The following is an 18,828-nucleotide window of genomic DNA, read 5'->3' as shown; positions in this document are numbered from 1 at the left end:
CGTGTTCAAAAGGCCAAAACACATTCTAGAATCGAGTAAAGTGTCCAATAGACGAGCTCAAAAGGCCAAAACGCAGTCTAGAATCGAGTGAAGTGTCCAATAGGCGAGCTCAAAAGGCCAAAACGCAGTCTAGAATCGAGTAAAGTGTCCAATAGACGTGTTCAAAAGGCCAAAACGCAGTCTTAAAGCGAGTAAAATGTCTATGAAGTGTGTTCAAAAAAAACAAAAAGCAGCCAATACACTGTCACATAAGTTTTACAAAGTATAGGAGAGTAGGAGTATGCTAAAGTTATATATTGTTAGGCATGGGGAAACAGAGTGGAATAAGGTGGACCGCATTCAAGGAAGACTTAATTCAGATTTGACTGAAAAGGGCCGGGAATACGCAAGGCTGCTTGGTGACAAGCTGAAGAATACCCCGTTCACAGGAATCATCTCAAGCCCAAGTCAACGGGCCATAGAAACAGCGCAGCTCATTCGTGGGACCGAAACCACTCCTATCCAGACAGACGAACGGATTATGGAGATGCACTTAGGCCTCTGGCAGGGATTAACAACAAAGGAAATCAAGGAACAATTCCCATCACAGTATAAAACATATATGAATCAGCCTAATCATTATCAAAAAAGCGGTGACGGAGAATCATTCATCGAAATGTTTGAAAGAGCACAAGATTTTTTAAATGAAATACAAAATAGTGAAATGAGTGGAAACCTTTTAGTAATTACACATGGTCTGTTTATTAAAGTTCTTTATCTGATTTTTAAAGCGGTAGATATAAAGGACTTTTGGACGGAAGAAACTGTGGAAGGAACAAGCCTAACAATTGTGAAATTAGAAAATGGGCGGTTTGAGTTATTGGTCGAGGGCGATATGAGTCATGTCACGCAAAATTGAGCAACTTCGTCTGCTTTCGAACAATACAAAATAAATCGGATTAGTATATAATTAATAGTATGATGTGAAACAGAGTGATTTTTTACTCTGTTTTTTTAATTGATAATAAAGGGGAATAAGCTATGCCGTGGGTATTGTTATTACTTGCTGGTTTAAGTGAAATTGTTTGGGCATTCGGTTTGAAATATTCAGAAGGTTTTACTAATCCATTATGGTCTGCTGTTACCATCTTCTTTATTTTGGTTAGCTTTCTTTTATTTGCAAAAGCGATGAAGACAATTCCGGTTGGGACGGCCTATGCTGTGTTTACGGGAATAGGAGCAGCAGGTACTGTGATTATTAGTATGATGTTATTAAATGAGTCAGGTGGTTTTTTGAAAATTTTCTTTCTAAGCCTCTTAATTGGCGGTATTATTGGCTTAAAAATGACAATGGGTGAAAATGAACAGGAAAAGGAAATATAGAAAATGGAATGGATTTATTTGATTATAGCTGGATTGTGTGAGGTTGGTTTTGTTATTTTTATGAAGCTGTCTGATGGATTTACCCGACACCGATATACTCTCTTAACCTTGATTTTTAGCGCCTTTAGCTTTTACTTTTTAGCCAAGGCGTTACTGATTATCCCGATTGGGACAGGCTATGGAATTTGGACAGGAATTGGAGCAGCAGGCAGTGTGATCCTTGGGATTTTATTCTTTGGTGAATCACGCAATTGGAAGCGGGTTATGTTTCTCCTTATGATTATTGCTGGCGTAGTTGGTTTGAAGTCCATAGGTTAAAGAAATCAATCCTTTATAAATCAACCATGCCCTTTAACGTAGCCTATGGATAAAAAAGACAAACTGGTGGCGGTCTGAAGGGGTTTCGGTACAGCCAGCCCATACATATGATAGGGAATGGGAATTTCAATGTTGGAGGCATTCACATAATGAAAAACTGATAAAATCAGGTCTAAGTAACCCTCCCGCTTATTTTATAAAGTGGTAAAATGTTAATGGTTTGATTTTTTTTAAGAAAAATCCGGGCGCAAATTTGACGGACGAATTCGATAATTTGGAGGTCTCAAATGAAAACAAAATTAGGTTTATTATATGGTGGGAAATCGGCTGAGCATCAAGTATCATTGCGGACAGCACTAGCTGTGAATAAAGCGTTAGACCATTCTAAATTTGAAATATATCCAATCTATATTACTGAAAAAGGTGAATGGATTAAAGGAAATCAGTTAAATGGACCAGTAGATAAAGTAGAAGACCTGCAATTACAGCAGTCAGGATCTTCATCTGATACAGAATTCTCAGCAAAGCTTTTCCAGTCAGACGACGGCAAAGCATTCGACATCATTTTCCCGCTTCTGCATGGACCGAATGGGGAGGATGGCACTGTCCAGGGTCTCTTAGAAATATTAAATCTCCCTTATGTTGGTAATGGAGTACTTGCTTCTTCTGCCGGTATGGATAAAGTAGTGATGAAGAATATTTTTGCACATGCAGGACTTAATCAGGTGCAGTATGTTTCTTTTATTAAAAGTGAATGGAATGCCGAGACGGAATCTGCTTATGACCAGGTGGAGAAGGAACTTGGATATCCTTGTTTCGTGAAGCCGGCCAATCTTGGATCAAGTGTTGGAATTAGTAAATGTACAAACCGCCAAGAGCTGGAAAAAGCATTTCAAGAGGCTTTCCAATTCGATCGTAAGGTTATTATTGAGGAGGGTGTCACCGCTAGAGAAGTAGAAATTGCTGTGCTTGGAAATGACAATCCAAAATGCTCTGTAGCTGGAGAAATTGTAGCCAAGGAAGCTTTCTATGATTATAAGGCAAAGTATGAAGACGGTGATACAGCCCTAATCATTCCTGCCAAAATAACGAAAGACGAATACAAAACATTAAGCGATATGGCGATATTGGCCTTTAAGGCACTGGATTGCTCTGGGTTAGTAAGAGCTGATTTCTTTTTAACAAATGACGGGAAAGCAATAATTAACGAAGTAAATACAATGCCTGGGTTTACACCGATGAGTATGTTTCCGCTTCTCTGGAAGCATACAGATGTAGAATATCCGCAGCTAATTGAAACACTTGTCCAGCTGGGGATGGAAAGATATAAAGAAAAGCAAAGCATTAAATATACCTTTTAAAGCCCGGGAATAGCCATGATAATGAGGAGGGCAAAATGATTAAAAGAACAATACAGCAACTACAAAATATGATAAACATCGAGAATGATCTAACCGCCTTTCAAGAAACCTTAATAGAAGGGGTATCGATTGATTCACGAAAAATTACGCCGGGAAATTTATTTATCCCATTTAAAGGTGAGCAATCGGATGGACATCGTTTTGTTGAAGACGCATTAAAAAAGGGAGCAGCTGCTGCTCTCTGGCAGAAGGATGTTCCGAATCCCCCAACTAACCTTCCGATTTTAGTTGTCGAGGATACGTTATTCGCCTTACAAGAGCTATCACGAAGCTATCGTAATGAGCTGGATATAAAGGTAGTTGGGATAACCGGCAGTAATGGAAAAACAACTGTGAAGGATATGACAACCAATCTACTTTCACTGCAATTTAAGGTGCAAAAAACGGAAGGTAACTATAATAATCATATCGGAATGCCGCTTACGATACTTTCGCTTGATGAAGATACTGATATAGCAGTTCTAGAAATGGGTATGAGTGGAAGAGGGGAAATTGAATTTTTGTCTAAGCTAGCTCGTCCGGATGTGGCTGTGATCACCAATATTGGCGAATCACACTTACAGGATTTAGGCTCAAGAGAGGCAATTGCCCAGGCAAAGCTTGAAATCATGGAAGGATTGAAAGAGAACGGACTAATTGTTTACTTTGGTGACGAATTACTGCTGAGGGAAGGACTTTCACGGTATCAGGGCAGTGCAGATGTTAAGACCTTTGGACGTCTAAGCTCGAATAATCTGTATCCTGTTGTATGGGAAACGAACCAGCAAGGCAGTACGTTTAAAATTAATGGAGATGCTACTGCGTTTTCCCTGCCAGTTCTTGGAGCACATAATGTCTTAAATGCCCTTGGGGCGATGCTGGTCGCACAGCATTTTCATATTCCGTTTCCTAAAATGAACGAAGGCTTTGCCAGCCTGAAATTAACAAATATGAGAATGGAATTGGTGGCAGGCAGAAATGGCGAAAAAATTATTAATGATGCATACAATGCCAGTCCTACTTCGATGAAAGCCGCCGTTGACCTTGTTTCGAACCTTCCTGATTACCAAAGGAAAATACTCGTGCTTGGTGATATGCTGGAGCTGGGTGAAAAAGAAAAAGAGTTTCACTTTGAAATGGGGAAATATATTGATCCGGAAAAGGTTGATTATGTGTTTACATATGGTCAGCTAGGGAAAGAAATTGCTGCTGGAGCGCAAACTGTCTTTTCTTCTGATAGAGTTTTGTCCTTCAACGATAAACCAGAATTAATTGACAGCTTGATGAAGTATACAGATGAGGAGACTCTTGTCTTAGTGAAGGCTTCTAGAGGCATGAAACTTGAAGAAGTGGTAAATGCTTTATTAAAATAAGTTGTGTAAAAATACAATCTTGTATAACTAAGCCTTAAAAAATGATAGAAGACCTTGTATCCGCAAGGTCTTCGCTTTTTAGGCTTCATAAAAAATCGTGTTTGCTAGCGAATTTCTTTCATGAATTTTCCACGCGTTCATCATGATGGATGTGTGAAAAATAACATATAGAACAATTCATTCTATATAGGGGTGGTTTTTACATGATTGGCTGCTTATGTATACATGGCTTTACAGGTGCTCCATCTGAGGTTGAACCACTTGTGCATTTTTTACAAAGGCATACTGATTGGAAATTAGCAGTACCTACCTTGCCGGGTCACGGTGATTCCTTAGACCTTAGAGGGGTTCTATATAATCAATGGATTACACATGCGGAACGGGAGCTAGAGCAATTGCTAAAAACCTGTGAAAGGGTTTATGTAGTAGGCTTTTCGATGGGTGGGATGATTGCCAGCTATCTGGCTGTTCATTTTCCAGTTGAAAAGCTGGTTTTATTAAGTGCTGCTGCATACTATGTAAACCCAAAGCAGCTTGCCGTTGATATTGGAGCAATGCTAAAGGATTTGTATCAAGGGAAATTGAATGAGAACGAACTCTATTTGCGTTATAAGCGAAAGGTAAAGGAAACGCCCTTGGCAGCAACACTGCAATTTCGTAAGCTTGTCTATTCAATAAGACCCTTAGTGCCTCAAATTAGTGTTCCTACCTTTATAGCTCAGGGTGAAGTGGATGGGGTTGTACCGCCAAAAGCAGCCCAATATTTATATTCCAATATTAGTTCGTCTTCAAAGAAGCTATTTTATTTAAAGAAATCAAAGCATTTGATTTGTCACAGTGAAGAAAGAGAGGATTTATTTGAGAATATCCTTCAATTTCTAAAGGTTGCTAAGTAGTGTTTTTTTCTGCTCTAGTTATTAAAAACAATTTATTAGTTTTCCCTTAGGTTATGTGTCTTTGTTGCAAATAGGTGGAATTACTGGTAAAATTACCATCAAAGTGCCAATGAGAGAATTTCTTTCGATCCCAGACATACTCCATTTGGAGAATGTCTTTTTTCACTTATTGTATGTAGGAAGCGGAGGACGGAGCAGCTCATGATGAGTTGTTTAAAAATTATGGATTTGTTCATTTCCACTTCAATAGAGTTAACGAAGCCTTCCTCCACAACAAGCCAGTTGAATATAAATAAATTTACTTGGCTCTTCAATTATGATTCCTCCATACTAAAGGGTGGCGTACAACACTATGCTAGTTTTGTATGTATTGCTGCGTCTGTGTTTTTAAATAATCTCCGCAGGAATTTGGCTCGGGAGAAAACCACACTAGCCACTTTATATAGACTATTTTGTTACAATTAAAGGAGATTGGAAAAATTGACAAAATTTGAAGAATTAAATATTAGTCCGGCTACATTAAAATCTTTGAAGAGAATGGGATTTGAGGAGGCTACGCCAATTCAAGCGGAAACAATTCCATTGGGTCTGGGTAACAAGGATTTAATCGGTCAAGCACAAACAGGTACGGGAAAAACAACCGCATTCGGTGTTCCAATGATTGATAAAATCGACTACAAGAAGGATATTATTCAGGGAATCGTCATCGCCCCTACAAGGGAACTTGCGATACAGGTATCAGAGGAGCTATACAAGATTGGTTACGGAAAAAGAGCGCGCGTTCTTTCTATCTATGGCGGACAGGATATTAACAGACAAATCCGTGCGTTAAAAAGACCTCCTCATATTATTGTTGGTACACCTGGTCGATTACTCGATCATATCAATCGGAACACACTAAAGCTTGATCATGTTCAGACTGTGATTTTGGATGAAGCAGATGAAATGCTGAACATGGGATTTATTGAGGATATTGAAGCAATCCTGGCAAAAACTCCTGAGGACCACCAAACCTTGCTTTTCTCTGCCACGATGCCGGCTCCGATTCAGCGTATTGCAGAGCGTTTCATGAAGGAACCGCAAATTGTGCGTGTTAAAACGAAGGAAGTAACGGTGTCCTCAATTGAACAATACTATATTGAAATACATGAAAAAGGAAAGTTCGACGTCTTAACAAGATTGTTAGATATACAATCACCGGAATTAGCAATCATCTTTGGACGGACAAAAAGACGGGTGGATGAGCTTTCTGAAGCATTAAACCTTCGCGGCTACAATGCAGAAGGAATCCATGGGGACTTAAGTCAGGCCAAACGTCTATCTGTATTGCGTAAGTTTAAGGAAGGTTCGATTGATGTCCTTGTTGCTACGGATGTTGCAGCCCGTGGTTTAGATATTTCCGGTGTCACTCATGTCTATAACTTCGATATTCCGCAGGATCCTGAAAGCTATGTCCATCGTATTGGTCGAACAGGTCGTGCCGGAAAAAATGGTGTTGCGATGACATTTATTACTCCACGAGAGAAATCCTACCTTCATGTTGTTGAGAAAACAACGAGAAAGAAAATGGAGCGCATGGAGCCGCCGACATTGGATGAAGCGTTAGAGGGCCAACAGAAGGCAGCGATGGAAAAAATCATTCAAATTATTGATGAAAATAACCTTCAGTTCTATAAGCAGGCTGCAGATGAACTATTGGAGGGACATGATGCTTCCAAAGTTGTAGCGGCTGTCTTAAAAATGCTGACAAAAGAGCCTGATACAACGCCAGTAAAATTAACTGAAGAGAAGCCATTACCTGTTAAACGGGACCGTAAATTCGATGATCGTAAGCGTGGCTATGATTCACATAACCGTAAGAGAACACCGATGAAATCACGTCAAGGACACAGCCATGGCGGAAAACGTCCAAACAACTCTCAATACAAATCAAAATCTAATAGCTATAAATAATAAATAATATATGGTGTCAGGCACCACAAAAAGACAAAGTAATATAATTTGTCCATATGTGGTGCCTGACACCATTTGTTTTAGACGGGCGAATTTGATATAGAGGTCATACTGAAACTAAATGGAAGTTGAAACGTACATATATCCATAGGGATATATTGATTCAGGGGGAGAAGTCATGATATTGGAACCGAAGAATAGGATTTCTGGTAGAGCACTAAAGGTATGGCGGATATCCGGCGCATTTTATTCCGTCATGTTCTTGTTACTAGCCGGAGGAATCACTGCATTAACGATTATTTTTGATTGGCCGCTTTGGATTAGTGCTGCAGCCATTATATTATTTCTAATTTCGATTTATTTTTTTGTTATGCTATTTCCATCGCTGCGCTGGAAGCGTTGGCGCTACGAGGTTCGCGAGCAAGAAATTGAGCTTCAGCACGGATTGTTTGTTATCAAACGCACGCTTGTCCCGATGGTCCGAGTGCAGCATGTGGATACTGCCCAGGGCCCGCTTTTGCGGAAATATAACTTAGCTACCGTTACGGTGTCAACAGCAGCAACAACTCATGAAATTCCAGCTTTAGAGCTTTCGGAAGCTGAAGAAATGAGAGTATACATTTCGAGGCTGGCAAGGGTGGCTGATGAAGATGTATGAACCAAAACGTCTGCATCCCATTTCAAGTGTCATTAATTTTCTGAAAACATTGAAGGAATTCATAGCTCCTTTTATTATCCTCTTTTTATTTGGAGGTAATGGTCTTGGCTTTGACTTTTGGCAAATGATCATCGCGGCTGCCTTTATCCTGCTGTCGCTAATTGGTGGGATCATATCATGGCTACGGTTCACGTACCGTGTCGAGGAAGGTGAGCTAAGGATTGAATCGGGCTTGTTTGTGAGAAAGAAACGTTATATTCCGTTTGAAAGGATACAAAGTCTGGATTTTTCGGAAGGAATCCTGCAGCGTCCTTTCGGGCTTGTAAAAGTACAGGTAGAAACAGCGGGTTCAAGTGGATTAAATAGTGCTGAAGCAGTGCTAACAGCGATTAAAAAAGAGGATGCACTTGCGATTCAGGATATTCTTACATCAGTCAAAAGAGGGCAATCAGATATAGTTGAGCCTATTGAAAAGTCTGAAGCATTATACACCATTAAGCCTTCACAGCTTTTGTTGCTGGCATCTACCTCGGGCGGTGCCGGAGTGGTGATTTCAGCATCGATTGCGTTTATCTTACAATTTGATGAACTAATTCCGTATGAAAGAATATTTAAGGAGCTGCAAGGCTTTATCTCTTCGGGAGTTGCTTTTGTAAGCATTGTCCTTTTCTTGCTTTTTTTAGCCGCTTGGTTTATTGCGGTAATTGGAACGGTTATTAAGTATGCGGGATTTACAGTCAAAAAAGTAGAAGAGGATTTGGTTATTTCGAGAGGACTGCTCGAAAAGAGACAGCTTACCATTCCCCTAAACCGAATACAGGGGATTATCATAAGTGAGAATATCATAAGACAGCCGTTTGGCCTCTGCTCTGTTTTTTTGGAAACAGCTGGAGGTTCGCTCGAAAAGGACAGCTCAAAGACCCTTCTTCTCCCGCTTATTAGGAAGAAGGAAGTTGCTTCTCTTTTATCGCCATTTCTAGGTGACTACTGCTTTACTCCGGAAATAGTACCAGCTCCCAAAAGGGCCTTAAAAAGGTATCTATTTCGAGGCTTACTGTTTCCAATAATCATCGCAGCGGCAGCAATCATTTTCTTCCGTCCATGGGGTTATTTGGCCTTGTTACTGCTTCCGTTTGCAGCGATTTGGGCTTTTCTCAATTATAAAGATGCCGGCTGGAATTTGCATCAGCAGCAATTGACCTTGAGCTACAGAGGAATTGTCAAGAATACCTTTTTTATGAAGAAAAATAAAGTCCAGTCACTTTCAATGGCAAAAAGCTTTTTTCAAGAAAAACAAAACCTCGCCACTATTTCAGCCACTGTAAAGGGAGGGATTGGACCTTCAGGTGGACAGGTTGTAGACATGGAGGAAGAAGATAGTCTAGCTATATATGAATGGTATAAATATCAATGAAAAAATGCCTGACATGAATAGGACGGGCTGACGTCAGAGTTTGCTACAGAGCAATAGTGGATAGACGTCGTTGTCCTAAAGATAGTCAGGCGTTTTTTCGTAATATCAATGCCCCAATAAGGAAACCGGACAGAAATCCAAAAAGATGGGCGATGACATTAATATTTGGCTGGAAAAAGGTCATGATGATACTGATAACAGCTATGGTGGTAATCAATTGTCTATTATCCCTTGATAACAGATGTTTATGGAATATATTCATACTGATGTACATCCCGAATAGGCCAAAAATAGCGCCGCTTGCGCCCAAATGGATATAGGTAACCGGCTCAATCAGGAGGGTGGCCACATTGGCAGAAATTCCGGTGATTAAATAGATCCAGGTAAAACGAATGCTTCCAAGAATTCTCTCTAAAGCAGGTCCGAACAGTACGAGTGAAAAACTGTTAAACAAGACATGCGAAAAGCCACTATGCAGAAAGATGGGTGTAAGTAGCCTCCAGATTTCGCCCTGCCAAATATACAGGTTGACACCTGAGAATTGCTCCAACAGCATGAGATTGGGGAAAATAGGCAAAGACGTTAATAAATATAATATAATGTGGATTGAAACAATGACAGAAACAACTGGATAATAACGAATAAACTCACGAAAGCTTTCTGTTCTTGTAAACATGTAGACCTCCTGCATTTGTATCTGCATAAAATGATAACACAGCTTGTATTTTGTTCGAAATAATATGGCTGTATGTCCATGCTATTTCTTATGCATAAAAATCAATAGATAGAAGGAAGATGTGGAATGATATCAGGGATTGGACTCGATATTGTTGAACTGGAGCGAATAAAAAACATCGTAGAACGTCAAGAGAAATTTGTGGACCGGATTTTAACCCCTTTAGAAAAGGAAATCTATGTTCAGTTATCGGATAAAAGAAAAATTGAATATTTAGCTGGACGTTTTGCTGCCAAAGAAGCCTTTGCTAAAGCAAATGGAACTGGAATTGGCACAAAGCTTTCCTTCCTTGATATTCAAGTCGAAAACGATGAGAATGGAAAGCCGTCAATTTGCAAGCCGCTTCAAAAAGGCGTTCATCTTTCTATTACCCATAGTAGAGAATACGCTGCTGCACAGGTCGTTATAGAAAAATAAAGACCTGTGCAGCATAGAAAGGTCCGGCGGCAAATCCTTCAACCCAGTTCGTCATATTATAGGTGGTTGTCTCATATATTCATAGTGCAATAGGAGAGACAAGGCCAGGTGCATTTTCTCGTGCTCTCCTTCTACTGTAGTGGAAATGAGACAAAAGGGGTTGAAGGAATGAAGAAAAAGATATTCATGCTGGCTTTAGCGCTCGTGACTGTCCTTATACTGTCTGCCTGTGGAACGAAATCGCAAGAGGATGTTGTGAAAGACTTAAATAAGAAGCTTGAGGAATTAGGTGGCTATAAGGCAAAAGCGAAGATGACCTTGCAAATGGGAACAGACCCGCACACGTATGACGTGGAGATATGGCATAAAGAGCCGGATTTCTATCGGGTTGATTTAAAAAATGCTCAAAAGGATCAAAATCAAATGATTCTTCGCAATGAAGAAGGTGTCTTTGTATTAACTCCTGCTCTCAATAAAAGCTTTAAATTCCAAAGTGATTGGCCACAGAACAGCAGTCAAGCCTATTTATATGAATCGCTCGTAAAGGATATTATGGAGGATAAAGAAGCGAAGTTTACGGCAACAAAGGAACATTATGTTTTTGAAACGAAAACTAGATATCAAAATAACAAGATGCTCCCATATCAGGAGATAACCTTAAACAAAAAGAATCTTGCGCCGATTAGTGTGAAGGTGATGGATTCGGACCATAATGCACTTGTTACCGTTAAGTTTTCTGAAGTGAAATTCGATGCTAGCTTCGATAAAAATGATTTTAATGTCCAAAAGAATATGACAGGTGCCCAGCTAGATAAAACCGTGATGGCTGATTTGGAGGACCAAGAATTCTCAGTCAAGTATCCGGAGGAAATCCCTGGCGTTCATTTAACAGGTGAAAAAGAAGTGAAAATAGAAAATGGAAAACGAATCGTCCTTACCTATGAAGGAGATAAATCCTTTACGTTGGTTCAGGAAAAAACAATGGTTATGCCTGCAACAGCAGGACCAACAACGATTACAGGTGAGCTTGTTGATTTAGGATTTACCATCGGCGCTATAACGAACAATAGTTTAACCTGGACTGACGATGGTGTCGACTATATGATTGCTTCAAATGATTTAACGCCAGAGGAAATGGTGGAAATCGCACAGACAGTTCAAAGTAACACAGTAAAATAAAGTAAGCGGCTGACAAAAGGAGGGTAAGATCCTGTCTATATAATTCCTGCGTAAATGAATAATCACCAACTATTTGTTTATGCTAACTAATTGTATGGCAGGGTCTGACACCTTAACAAAAGGGTCAGCCTTTTTCATTGTATAAAACATTAGCCCTGTAGTTTACCACTGTTTACAACGGATAAATATTAAAAAACAAAAACCCATTTGACAAGGATGAATCGGAGTTCGATAATCAAATTATACAGATATATAAGTCAACTATAGAAAGGATTACTCAAATGGGAATTCAACACTTTTATCGTGATACTTGGGCAGAAATTAATCTAGATAATATCTATTATAACGTGGAATCATTAAAAAATATTTTACCTGAGAACGTTGCTTTATTTGCCGTTGTAAAGGCGAATGCTTATGGACACGGGGACATACAGGTAGCCCGCACTGCTGTACGTGCAGGAGCTTCTTATATTGCAGTTGCGCTTATGGATGAAGCAGTAGCCTTACGTCAAAAAGGTCTGCAGGAACCAGTGCTTGTATTAGGTGCGAGCAGACCGGAAGATGTTTCGTTAGCTGCTGAATACGATATTACATTGACTGTTTTTCAAAAGGAATGGATAGTCAAGGCTAAAGAATATTTGAACGATAGTAAACCAGTAAAGCTCCATATCAAGGTTGACTCTGGCATGGGCAGAATCGGTGTAAAGACCAAGCAGGAGCTTCGGGAAGTGGAAGAGGCAATCAGAGAAAATGCTTGTTTTTACTTAGAAGGTGTATTTACCCATTTTGCGACAGCCGACCAGGTAGACCGAACCTATTATAAAAAGCAGCTAGCGCTATTTAAGGAGTTAGTTGACAGCTTTGAAGAACGACCTGAATTAGTTCACTCCAGCAACTCTGCAGCATCGCTTCGCTACCCTGAAAGCTATTTCAACGGAGCTCGTTTAGGAATTTCTATGTATGGCTTAAGCCCATCAAAGGAGATTGAGGTGGAATTACCATACCCACTTAAGGAAGCCTTTTCATTGCGTACAAAGCTGGTACATGTGAAGGAAGTAGAGCCTGGAGATAAGGTAGGCTATGGTGCAACATACGAAGCAAAGGCGAAGGAATGGATTGGAACGCTGCCAATTGGCTATGCTGATGGTTGGATCCGTAAGCTTTCTGGACAAGAAGTATTGGTGGATGGAAAAAGAGTACCGATTGCCGGAAGAATCTGTATGGACCAAACGATGATTAAGCTTCCATATCAGTTACCACTAGGTACAGAAGTTACTCTTATAGGAAACCAAGGGGATGAATTCATCTCAGTGAATGAGATAGCTGAGACATTAGAGACAATAAACTATGAAATCGTCTGTATGATGTCAAATCGGGTTCCGCGAGTCTTTATTCAGGATGATAAAATCGTGGAAGTGGTGAATGGATTATTTTAACTTCATTCAGCAGAAGTCTTTCACTTCTATAAGTGGGGGATGAAAGAAAATGGTACTTCGATTTAGTGGGGGTACAAACCCCGGCTGAATGAAGTTAAGCCTCCGGCGGATGTCTCGGATTTTTTAAAGGTAGTTTATCGAGCGAGCTCGATAAAAATCCGGACGCAAATTCGACGTGCGAATTTGATTCCTGATTTAGGCAACCGCTTTCATAATACGTCTCCAGTTTTCCTTACGGCCCATTATAAAGAAATGAAATTATCGACATAATCTTGTTAATCAAGCGTATGTATGCATAAAAGACTATTTTTTTGGACGATAATATTTAAGAATCCTTGAATAGTCTTTGCATTCATTAAAAATAATGATATTATAAAAAATGGTAGAGTGAATAGGTGTGTATTGATGGTGGAGGTGTACAATTGTGTCTGAGTCAAGTGTAACGACAGAGATTATGATAAAATTACCGCAACATCTATTAAGCGAGTTAGACGGTTTTGTCAAACAAGAAAATGTGAATCGCAGTGAATTTATTTACCAAGCAACGAAAATGTACCTGCGTGAGCGTAAAAAAAGACATATTCGTGAATCCATGAGACGGGGCTATATGGAAATGGCCAAAATAAATTTGACGATTGCATCTGAATCATTTCAAGCAGAATATGAGGCAGAACACACTGTTGAACGTCTAGTAAGCGGAGGGTAACCCTTTGATTGTCAAACGTGGAGACGTTTATTTTGCGGACCTTTCCCCAGTTGTTGGCTCAGAACAAGGCGGGGTGCGCCCTGTACTCGTCATTCAAAACGACATCGGGAATCGGTTTAGTCCCACAGTAATTATTGCAGCAATCACAGCACAGATACAAAAAGCGAAGCTGCCTACACATGTTGAAATTGATGCGAAGCGTTATGGTTTTGAACGAGATTCGGTCATTCTTTTAGAGCAAATTCGTACAATTGATAAGCAACGCTTAACCGATAAAATTACTCATCTCGATGATGAAATGATGGAAAAGGTCAATGAAGCCCTGCAAATAAGTTTAGGTCTTATTGAATTTTAGATCATACACTAAAAACGTCCTTATGATTGTAGGGACGTTTTTATTATGAGTAAAATTACATAAACACATAGATATATATCTTTTTGCAAGATAAGTGATACAGTTGGTTATCCTGTCAGTGAATTTGTTAAAATGAACATATTACTTATTATTGGAGGCAGTGCGATTGGAAAAAACTCTAGAAAAGCAAACAGAATTATTTCAGTTAATAGCATCGGAGCAAGCCTTAACAGTTAAACAAGTAAAAAATGTAATTGCGATGCTTGATGAGGGAAACACAGTGCCGTTTATTGCCCGCTATCGAAAGGAACAGACCGGTTCATTAGATGAAGTGCAAATTCGAGATATTTTAGAGAGATGGCAATACATACAAAACTTAGAGCACCGTAAAGAAGAAGTAATCCGATTGATAGATGAACAAGGGAAATTGACGCCAGAGTTGCAGCAAAATATCATAAAGTCCGTGAAACTGCAGGAGGTTGAGGATTTATACCGTCCGTATAAACAAAAGCGTCGTACAAAAGCAACGGTGGCGAAGGAAAAAGGCCTAGAGCCGTTTGCTGAGTGGCTTCTAACTTTCCCAAGGAAGGGCTCATTAGAGGATGAAGCGAGTAAATATATATCAGATGAAAAAGAGGTAAAAACGATTGAGGACGTTGTCGCAGGTGCCAAAGATATAATCGCAGAAATGGCCTCAGACGAAGCAGAGAGCCGCAAATGGATCCGAAGGGAAACGAGTAAAAAGGGAATCATTGAAACAACTGAAAAGGACTCAGCAAAGGACGAGAAGAAAGTATATGAAATGTATTATTCGTATGAGGAGCCGGTAAGCAAAATCGTTCCACATCGAATCCTGGCATTGAATCGCGGGGAAAAAGAGGATATTATACGTGTCAGCATTAAATCTGATAATGAGTTTATTTTAAACTATCTACATAAGAAGTGGATTCGTGATACTAGTTCATTTACGGCGCAGTATGTAAAAGAAGCTGTAGATGACGGATATAAAAGGCTCATACAGCCATCGATTGAAAGGGATATTCGGAATGAACTGACGGAAAAGGCAGAGGAACAGGCCATCCATATCTTTTCGGAAAACCTTAGAAATCTTTTGTTGCAGCCGCCGTTAAAGGGAAAAGTGGTTCTTGGAGTTGATCCTGCTTATCGAACTGGATGCAAGCTTGCAGTCGTGGATGAGACAGGAAAGGTTTTAACGATTGGAGTCATATATCCACACCCTCCAGTGTCCAAAACGAAAGAGGCTAAGGAAAAGTTTGAAAAAATTGTCCGGGATTACGGGGTCGAAATGGTTGCGATTGGAAACGGAACCGCATCGAGAGAAACAGAGCAATTTGTAGCAGATATCTTAAAGGACCTTCCGAAGGAGATTTTTTATTTAATCGTAAACGAGGCTGGAGCAAGTGTTTATTCTGCATCAGACATTGCCAGAGAAGAATTTCCTGATTATCAGGTGGAGGAAAGAAGTGCGGTCTCTATTGCTAGACGTCTTCAGGACCCGCTTGCAGAATTAGTGAAAATAGATCCAAAATCAGTTGGTGTCGGTCAATATCAGCATGATGTCTCACAAAAGAAGCTATCTGAATCACTTACGTTTATAGTGGAAACCGTTGTAAACCAGGTCGGAGTAAATGTTAATACAGCATCCCCATCATTGCTTCAATATGTTGCAGGTCTTTCGAAAACGGTCGCCAACAATATTGTGAAAAAGAGAGAAGAGGAAGGCAGATTTACATCTCGTAAGCAATTAAAGAAAATACCTCGACTTGGGGCTAAGACATATGAACAGGCGATTGGATTTTTAAGGGTAATAGATGGAAGTGAACCTCTAGATAGAACTTCGATACATCCAGAAAATTACAATGCAGTTGAACAGCTGCTTCAGACCCTTGGATTTAGTTCTGCGCATTTAGGTACAGAAGAGATGAAAAAGGCAATCTCAGCGATTGATATTAAACAAACAGCTGAACAATTAGCAATTGGTGTATTGACGCTGCAGGATATCGTTGATGCATTGGTAAGGCCGGAAAGAGATCCGCGTGACGAGTTACCAACTCCGCTCCTTAAAAAGGATATTCTTAAACTTGAAGACTTAAAGCCAGGAATGGAGCTTCAAGGAACCGTCCGTAATGTCGTGGATTTTGGTGCCTTTGTCGATATCGGTGTTAAGCAGGATGGGCTTGTTCATATTTCAAAACTGAGACGTCAGTTTGTTAAGCATCCGCTCGATGTTGTTTCCGTTGGGGATGTCGTGACCGTTTGGGTAGATTCGGTTGATTTGCATAAAGGCAGAGTAGCCCTAACGATGCTTTCTCCGACAGAGGGCTAACGGTCTATAATATAGCATCTAACAGGGCTGTCCTAAAAGATGATAGCATCTAGATTGTCTTCTATGTGCTATACATAAAGGTGGGACAGTCCTGTATGGATGTTAAAAATGTTTTTTTCTATATAAAAACCAGCATTGATTTAACAATTTAATTTGGTATCTATTTTTATTATAAAAAGCTCTTTGGATTTGATTTTGAAACCAAGTAGGCATATGGTAACCTCCCGGACAAAAATCTCATTAATTATCATTAGTCTATGCTGATATAGTTTGTCATGTGCTTCATGATCTAAAGGAGTTGAAACAATGTGGATAATCAAGAATTACAAAAGCTAGTCGAAGACATCTCAATTAAGTATTTCCATAAACCATTTCGTCATCGAGCTATTTTTAATAACCGGCTGAAAACAACAGGTGGTCGCTACTTATTAAAGAGTCATGACATAGAGATGAATATAAAGTACTATCAGCAGCTGGGAATAGAGGAATTAGTTGGGATAATCAAGCATGAGTTATGCCACTATCATTTACATATAGAAGGAAAGGGTTACAAGCATAGGGATAAGGATTTTAAGGAGTTAATGGAGGTGGTTGGGGCACCAAGGTATTGTTCCTCACTTCCTGAGAATTCAGCGGGCCCCAAAAGCCAAAAGGTCAATATTTACATCTGTAATAGCTGTAACCAAATATATAGACGTAAGAGAAGGATGGACACGAAAAAGTATGTATGTGGAATTTGTAGAGGGGCATTAAGTCTTAAAAAGAATTAATGTTTGTCCAAAACCAGATTGGTATCCTATTCTATGGTTGTCAATCAGTTAATCATATTGCGATAATTCATATCCAATTTAACCTTGACTTTTATATATCACGTAAATATAATAATAAGAGTCGATATCAAGACAAGTTAACAAATTAGTAATTATTCCGCAGTAGCTCAGTGGTAGAGCTATCGGCTGTTAACCGATCGGTCGTAGGTTCGAATCCTACCTGCGGAGCCATATGGGGAAGTACTCAAGAGGCTGAAGAGGCGCCCCTGCTAAGGGTGTAGGTCGCGCGAGCGGCGCGAGGGTTCAAATCCCTCCTTCTCCGCCATATGATTTATGGCCCGTTGGTCAAGCGGTTAAGACACCGCCCTTTCACGGCGGTAACACGGGTTCGAATCCCGTACGGGTCATCTAGGAAGCGGAAGTGCCTTGCCCAGCGGCGTATAGACTGGAGCATCCGGACCGAGATAAAGGAAACACCAAGAGCGCGTAGTGCGATTGGGTGTTGACTTATCGTAGGGAGGAATGTGAAGTCCACTAGACGCTAGGCGCTGGAGCTAAACCGCTATCTAATGTATAATAATATAGTTGGTCCGGTAGTTCAGTTGGTTAGAATGCCTGCCTGTCACGCAGGAGGTCGCGGGTTCGAGTCCCGTCCGGACCGCCATTTAAAATGTTTGGGCTATAGCCAAGCGGTAAGGCAACGGACTTTGACTCCGTCATTCGTAGGTTCGAATCCTGCTAGCCCAGCCATTTTTTTATTTTGTTTGAGCCATTAGCTCAGTCGGTAGAGAAACTCATCGTCCTGAAGAGGATGAGTTTTGCAACAAAAGCCAAAGGCTTTTGAAGCACATCTGACCTGCAGTGCACATGGTGAGTAAAGTATATCATGTTTGAGCCATTAGCTCAGTCGGTAGAGCATCTGACTTTTAATCAGAGGGTCGAAGGTTCGAGTCCTTCATGGCTCACCAAAGTTTTTTGCATAAGCAAAATAACTTTCCAAATGCGGGTGTGGCGGAATTGGCAGACGCACTAGACTTAGGATCTAGCGCCGCAAGGCGTGGGGGTTCGACTCCCTTCACCCGCACCAAAAATTGCTATTTGAGATTTTATTTATGTATGATATAATATTTAATGTCCTAATTAAGTATATGCGGTCGTGGCGGAATGGCAGACGCGCTAGGTTGAGGGCCTAGTGGGGGTAACCCCGTGGAAGTTCGACTCTTCTCGGCCGCACCAAAAAAATATTGACAGTGTTAACCCAAGGTGTTAATATTTAAAAGTTGGCTTAAATATTAAATTGCGCCCGTAGCTCAATTGGATAGAGCGTCTGACTACGGATCAGAAGGTTATGGGTTCGACTCCTTTCGGGCGCGCCATTTATACGGGAAGTAGCTCAGCTTGGTAGAGCACTTGGTTTGGGACCAAGGGGTCGCAGGTTCGAATCCTGTCTTCCCGACCATGAGGATTTTTTTCTTCTATATATTATGCGGGTGTAGTTTAGTGGTAAA

18 protein-coding genes and 11 tRNA genes (1 of these 29 only partly in view) are annotated in these 18,828 nt (G+C 40.3%); 27 read left to right on the top strand and 2 right to left on the bottom strand.

Features of this window, described 5'->3' with window-relative positions; all coding sequences use genetic code 11:
• Positions 1-280 precede the first annotated feature (280 nt).
• The 9 genes from BQ5321_RS21775 to BQ5321_RS21730 all read left to right on the top strand — a co-directional run bounded on the left by BQ5321_RS21775 (position 281) and on the right by BQ5321_RS21730 (position 9,374).
• Positions 281-898, top strand: a complete 618-nt coding sequence (locus BQ5321_RS21775; RefSeq protein WP_071396448.1) for a histidine phosphatase family protein — start codon at positions 281-283, stop codon at positions 896-898.
• A gap of 122 nt (positions 899-1,020) precedes the next feature.
• Positions 1,021-1,362 carry a DMT family transporter gene (locus tag BQ5321_RS21770; protein WP_071396447.1) on the top strand — a complete coding sequence of 114 codons (342 nt, stop codon included), beginning with the start codon at positions 1,021-1,023 and terminating at the stop codon, positions 1,360-1,362.
• A 3-nt stretch (positions 1,363-1,365) separates the two neighbouring features.
• Positions 1,366-1,680 carry a DMT family transporter gene (locus BQ5321_RS21765; RefSeq protein WP_071396446.1) on the top strand — a complete coding sequence of 105 codons (315 nt, stop codon included), beginning with the start codon at positions 1,366-1,368 and terminating at the stop codon, positions 1,678-1,680.
• Positions 1,681-1,967: 287 nt separating this feature from the next.
• Entirely contained in the window at positions 1,968-3,041 is a 1,074-nt protein-coding gene (locus tag BQ5321_RS21760; RefSeq protein ID WP_071396445.1) for a D-alanine--D-alanine ligase, read from the top strand.
• A gap of 35 nt (positions 3,042-3,076) precedes the next feature.
• Positions 3,077-4,453, top strand: a complete 1,377-nt coding sequence (locus tag BQ5321_RS21755) for a UDP-N-acetylmuramoyl-tripeptide--D-alanyl-D-alanine ligase (protein ID WP_071396444.1) — start codon at positions 3,077-3,079, stop codon at positions 4,451-4,453.
• Positions 4,454-4,656: 203 nt separating this feature from the next.
• Positions 4,657-5,349, top strand: coding sequence for an alpha/beta hydrolase (locus tag BQ5321_RS21750; protein WP_071396443.1), 693 nt, complete (start codon positions 4,657-4,659; stop codon positions 5,347-5,349).
• 537 nt (positions 5,350-5,886) lie between these two features.
• On the top strand, positions 5,887-7,302 hold the full coding sequence (locus BQ5321_RS21740; protein ID WP_187143805.1) for a degradosome RNA helicase CshA: 1,416 nt from the start codon (positions 5,887-5,889) through the stop codon (positions 7,300-7,302).
• Positions 7,303-7,480: 178 nt separating this feature from the next.
• Complete coding sequence (locus BQ5321_RS21735; RefSeq protein ID WP_071396440.1) at positions 7,481-7,960, top strand: PH domain-containing protein; 480 nt, start codon at positions 7,481-7,483, stop codon at positions 7,958-7,960.
• On the top strand, positions 7,953-9,374 hold the full coding sequence (locus BQ5321_RS21730) for a PH domain-containing protein (protein ID WP_071396439.1): 1,422 nt from the start codon (positions 7,953-7,955) through the stop codon (positions 9,372-9,374). The genes BQ5321_RS21735 and BQ5321_RS21730 overlap by 8 nt, the downstream gene beginning before the upstream one ends.
• An 85-nt stretch (positions 9,375-9,459) precedes the next feature.
• Here the strand turns inward: BQ5321_RS21730 and BQ5321_RS21725 are convergent, their stop codons facing one another.
• Entirely contained in the window at positions 9,460-10,050 is a 591-nt protein-coding gene (locus BQ5321_RS21725) for a rhomboid family intramembrane serine protease (protein WP_071396438.1), read from the bottom strand.
• 126 nt (positions 10,051-10,176) lie between these two features.
• On the opposite strand from BQ5321_RS21725, the gene acpS reads away from it, so the two are divergent.
• The 6 genes from acpS to BQ5321_RS21695 all read left to right on the top strand — a co-directional run bounded on the left by acpS (position 10,177) and on the right by BQ5321_RS21695 (position 16,550).
• Positions 10,177-10,527: a holo-ACP synthase gene (acpS, locus tag BQ5321_RS21720; protein ID WP_071396437.1), complete on the top strand. Its 351-nt coding sequence runs from the start codon at positions 10,177-10,179 to the stop codon at positions 10,525-10,527.
• 168 nt (positions 10,528-10,695) lie between these two features.
• The gene (locus BQ5321_RS21715) at positions 10,696-11,706 is read left to right on the top strand and encodes a LolA family protein (RefSeq protein ID WP_071397019.1); all 1,011 of its coding nucleotides are present in this window, start codon (positions 10,696-10,698) and stop codon (positions 11,704-11,706) included.
• A 281-nt stretch (positions 11,707-11,987) separates the two neighbouring features.
• A complete protein-coding gene (gene alr / locus BQ5321_RS21710; protein WP_084786889.1) occupies positions 11,988-13,142 on the top strand; it encodes an alanine racemase in 1,155 nt (384 codons plus the stop codon).
• Between the two features lie 424 nt (positions 13,143-13,566).
• Positions 13,567-13,848 carry a CopG family ribbon-helix-helix protein gene (locus BQ5321_RS21705; RefSeq protein WP_071396435.1) on the top strand — a complete coding sequence of 94 codons (282 nt, stop codon included), beginning with the start codon at positions 13,567-13,569 and terminating at the stop codon, positions 13,846-13,848.
• Positions 13,849-13,852: 4 nt separating this feature from the next.
• On the top strand, positions 13,853-14,203 hold the full coding sequence (ndoA, locus tag BQ5321_RS21700; protein WP_071396434.1) for a type II toxin-antitoxin system endoribonuclease NdoA: 351 nt from the start codon (positions 13,853-13,855) through the stop codon (positions 14,201-14,203).
• A 166-nt stretch (positions 14,204-14,369) separates the two neighbouring features.
• Positions 14,370-16,550 (top strand): Tex family protein, encoded by a 2,181-nt coding sequence (locus BQ5321_RS21695; RefSeq protein WP_071396433.1) that lies wholly within the window; start codon positions 14,370-14,372, stop codon positions 16,548-16,550.
• A 102-nt stretch (positions 16,551-16,652) separates the two neighbouring features.
• Here BQ5321_RS21695 and cmpA read toward each other — a convergent pair whose 3' ends face one another.
• Positions 16,653-16,763: a cortex morphogenetic protein CmpA gene (gene cmpA, locus BQ5321_RS24145; protein WP_139187856.1), complete on the bottom strand. Its 111-nt coding sequence runs from the start codon at positions 16,761-16,763 to the stop codon at positions 16,653-16,655.
• Positions 16,764-16,858: 95 nt separating this feature from the next.
• On the opposite strand from cmpA, the gene BQ5321_RS21690 reads away from it, so the two are divergent.
• From BQ5321_RS21690 to BQ5321_RS21635, 12 genes are all read left to right on the top strand, one after another.
• Entirely contained in the window at positions 16,859-17,320 is a 462-nt protein-coding gene (locus BQ5321_RS21690; RefSeq protein WP_071396432.1) for a SprT family protein, read from the top strand.
• A gap of 156 nt (positions 17,321-17,476) precedes the next feature.
• A tRNA-Asn gene (locus tag BQ5321_RS21685) sits at positions 17,477-17,551 on the top strand.
• Positions 17,552-17,554: 3 nt separating this feature from the next.
• A tRNA-Ser gene (locus BQ5321_RS21680) sits at positions 17,555-17,645 on the top strand.
• 10 nt (positions 17,646-17,655) lie between these two features.
• Positions 17,656-17,727, top strand: a tRNA-Glu gene (locus tag BQ5321_RS21675).
• A 180-nt stretch (positions 17,728-17,907) separates the two neighbouring features.
• Positions 17,908-17,984 (top strand) — tRNA-Asp (locus tag BQ5321_RS21670).
• An 11-nt stretch (positions 17,985-17,995) separates the two neighbouring features.
• Positions 17,996-18,070, top strand: a tRNA-Gln gene (locus BQ5321_RS21665).
• A gap of 142 nt (positions 18,071-18,212) precedes the next feature.
• Positions 18,213-18,288: transfer RNA gene (locus tag BQ5321_RS21660), tRNA-Lys, on the top strand.
• Between the two features lie 34 nt (positions 18,289-18,322).
• A tRNA-Leu gene (locus BQ5321_RS21655) sits at positions 18,323-18,407 on the top strand.
• A gap of 63 nt (positions 18,408-18,470) precedes the next feature.
• Positions 18,471-18,556 (top strand) — tRNA-Leu (locus BQ5321_RS21650).
• Between the two features lie 63 nt (positions 18,557-18,619).
• A tRNA-Arg gene (locus BQ5321_RS21645) sits at positions 18,620-18,696 on the top strand.
• 6 nt (positions 18,697-18,702) lie between these two features.
• Positions 18,703-18,779 (top strand) — tRNA-Pro (locus BQ5321_RS21640).
• Positions 18,780-18,806: 27 nt separating this feature from the next.
• Positions 18,807-18,828, top strand: a tRNA-Gly gene (locus BQ5321_RS21635); it runs 52 nt beyond the window's last position.

Source organism: Bacillus tuaregi, assembly GCF_900104575.1.
In the GTDB taxonomy this organism is placed as follows: Bacteria; Bacillota; Bacilli; order Bacillales; family Cytobacillaceae; genus Bacillus_BD; species Bacillus_BD tuaregi.
The sequence above is the reverse complement of the archived record's forward strand: the minus strand, read 5'-3'. Positions and strand labels throughout refer to the sequence as shown.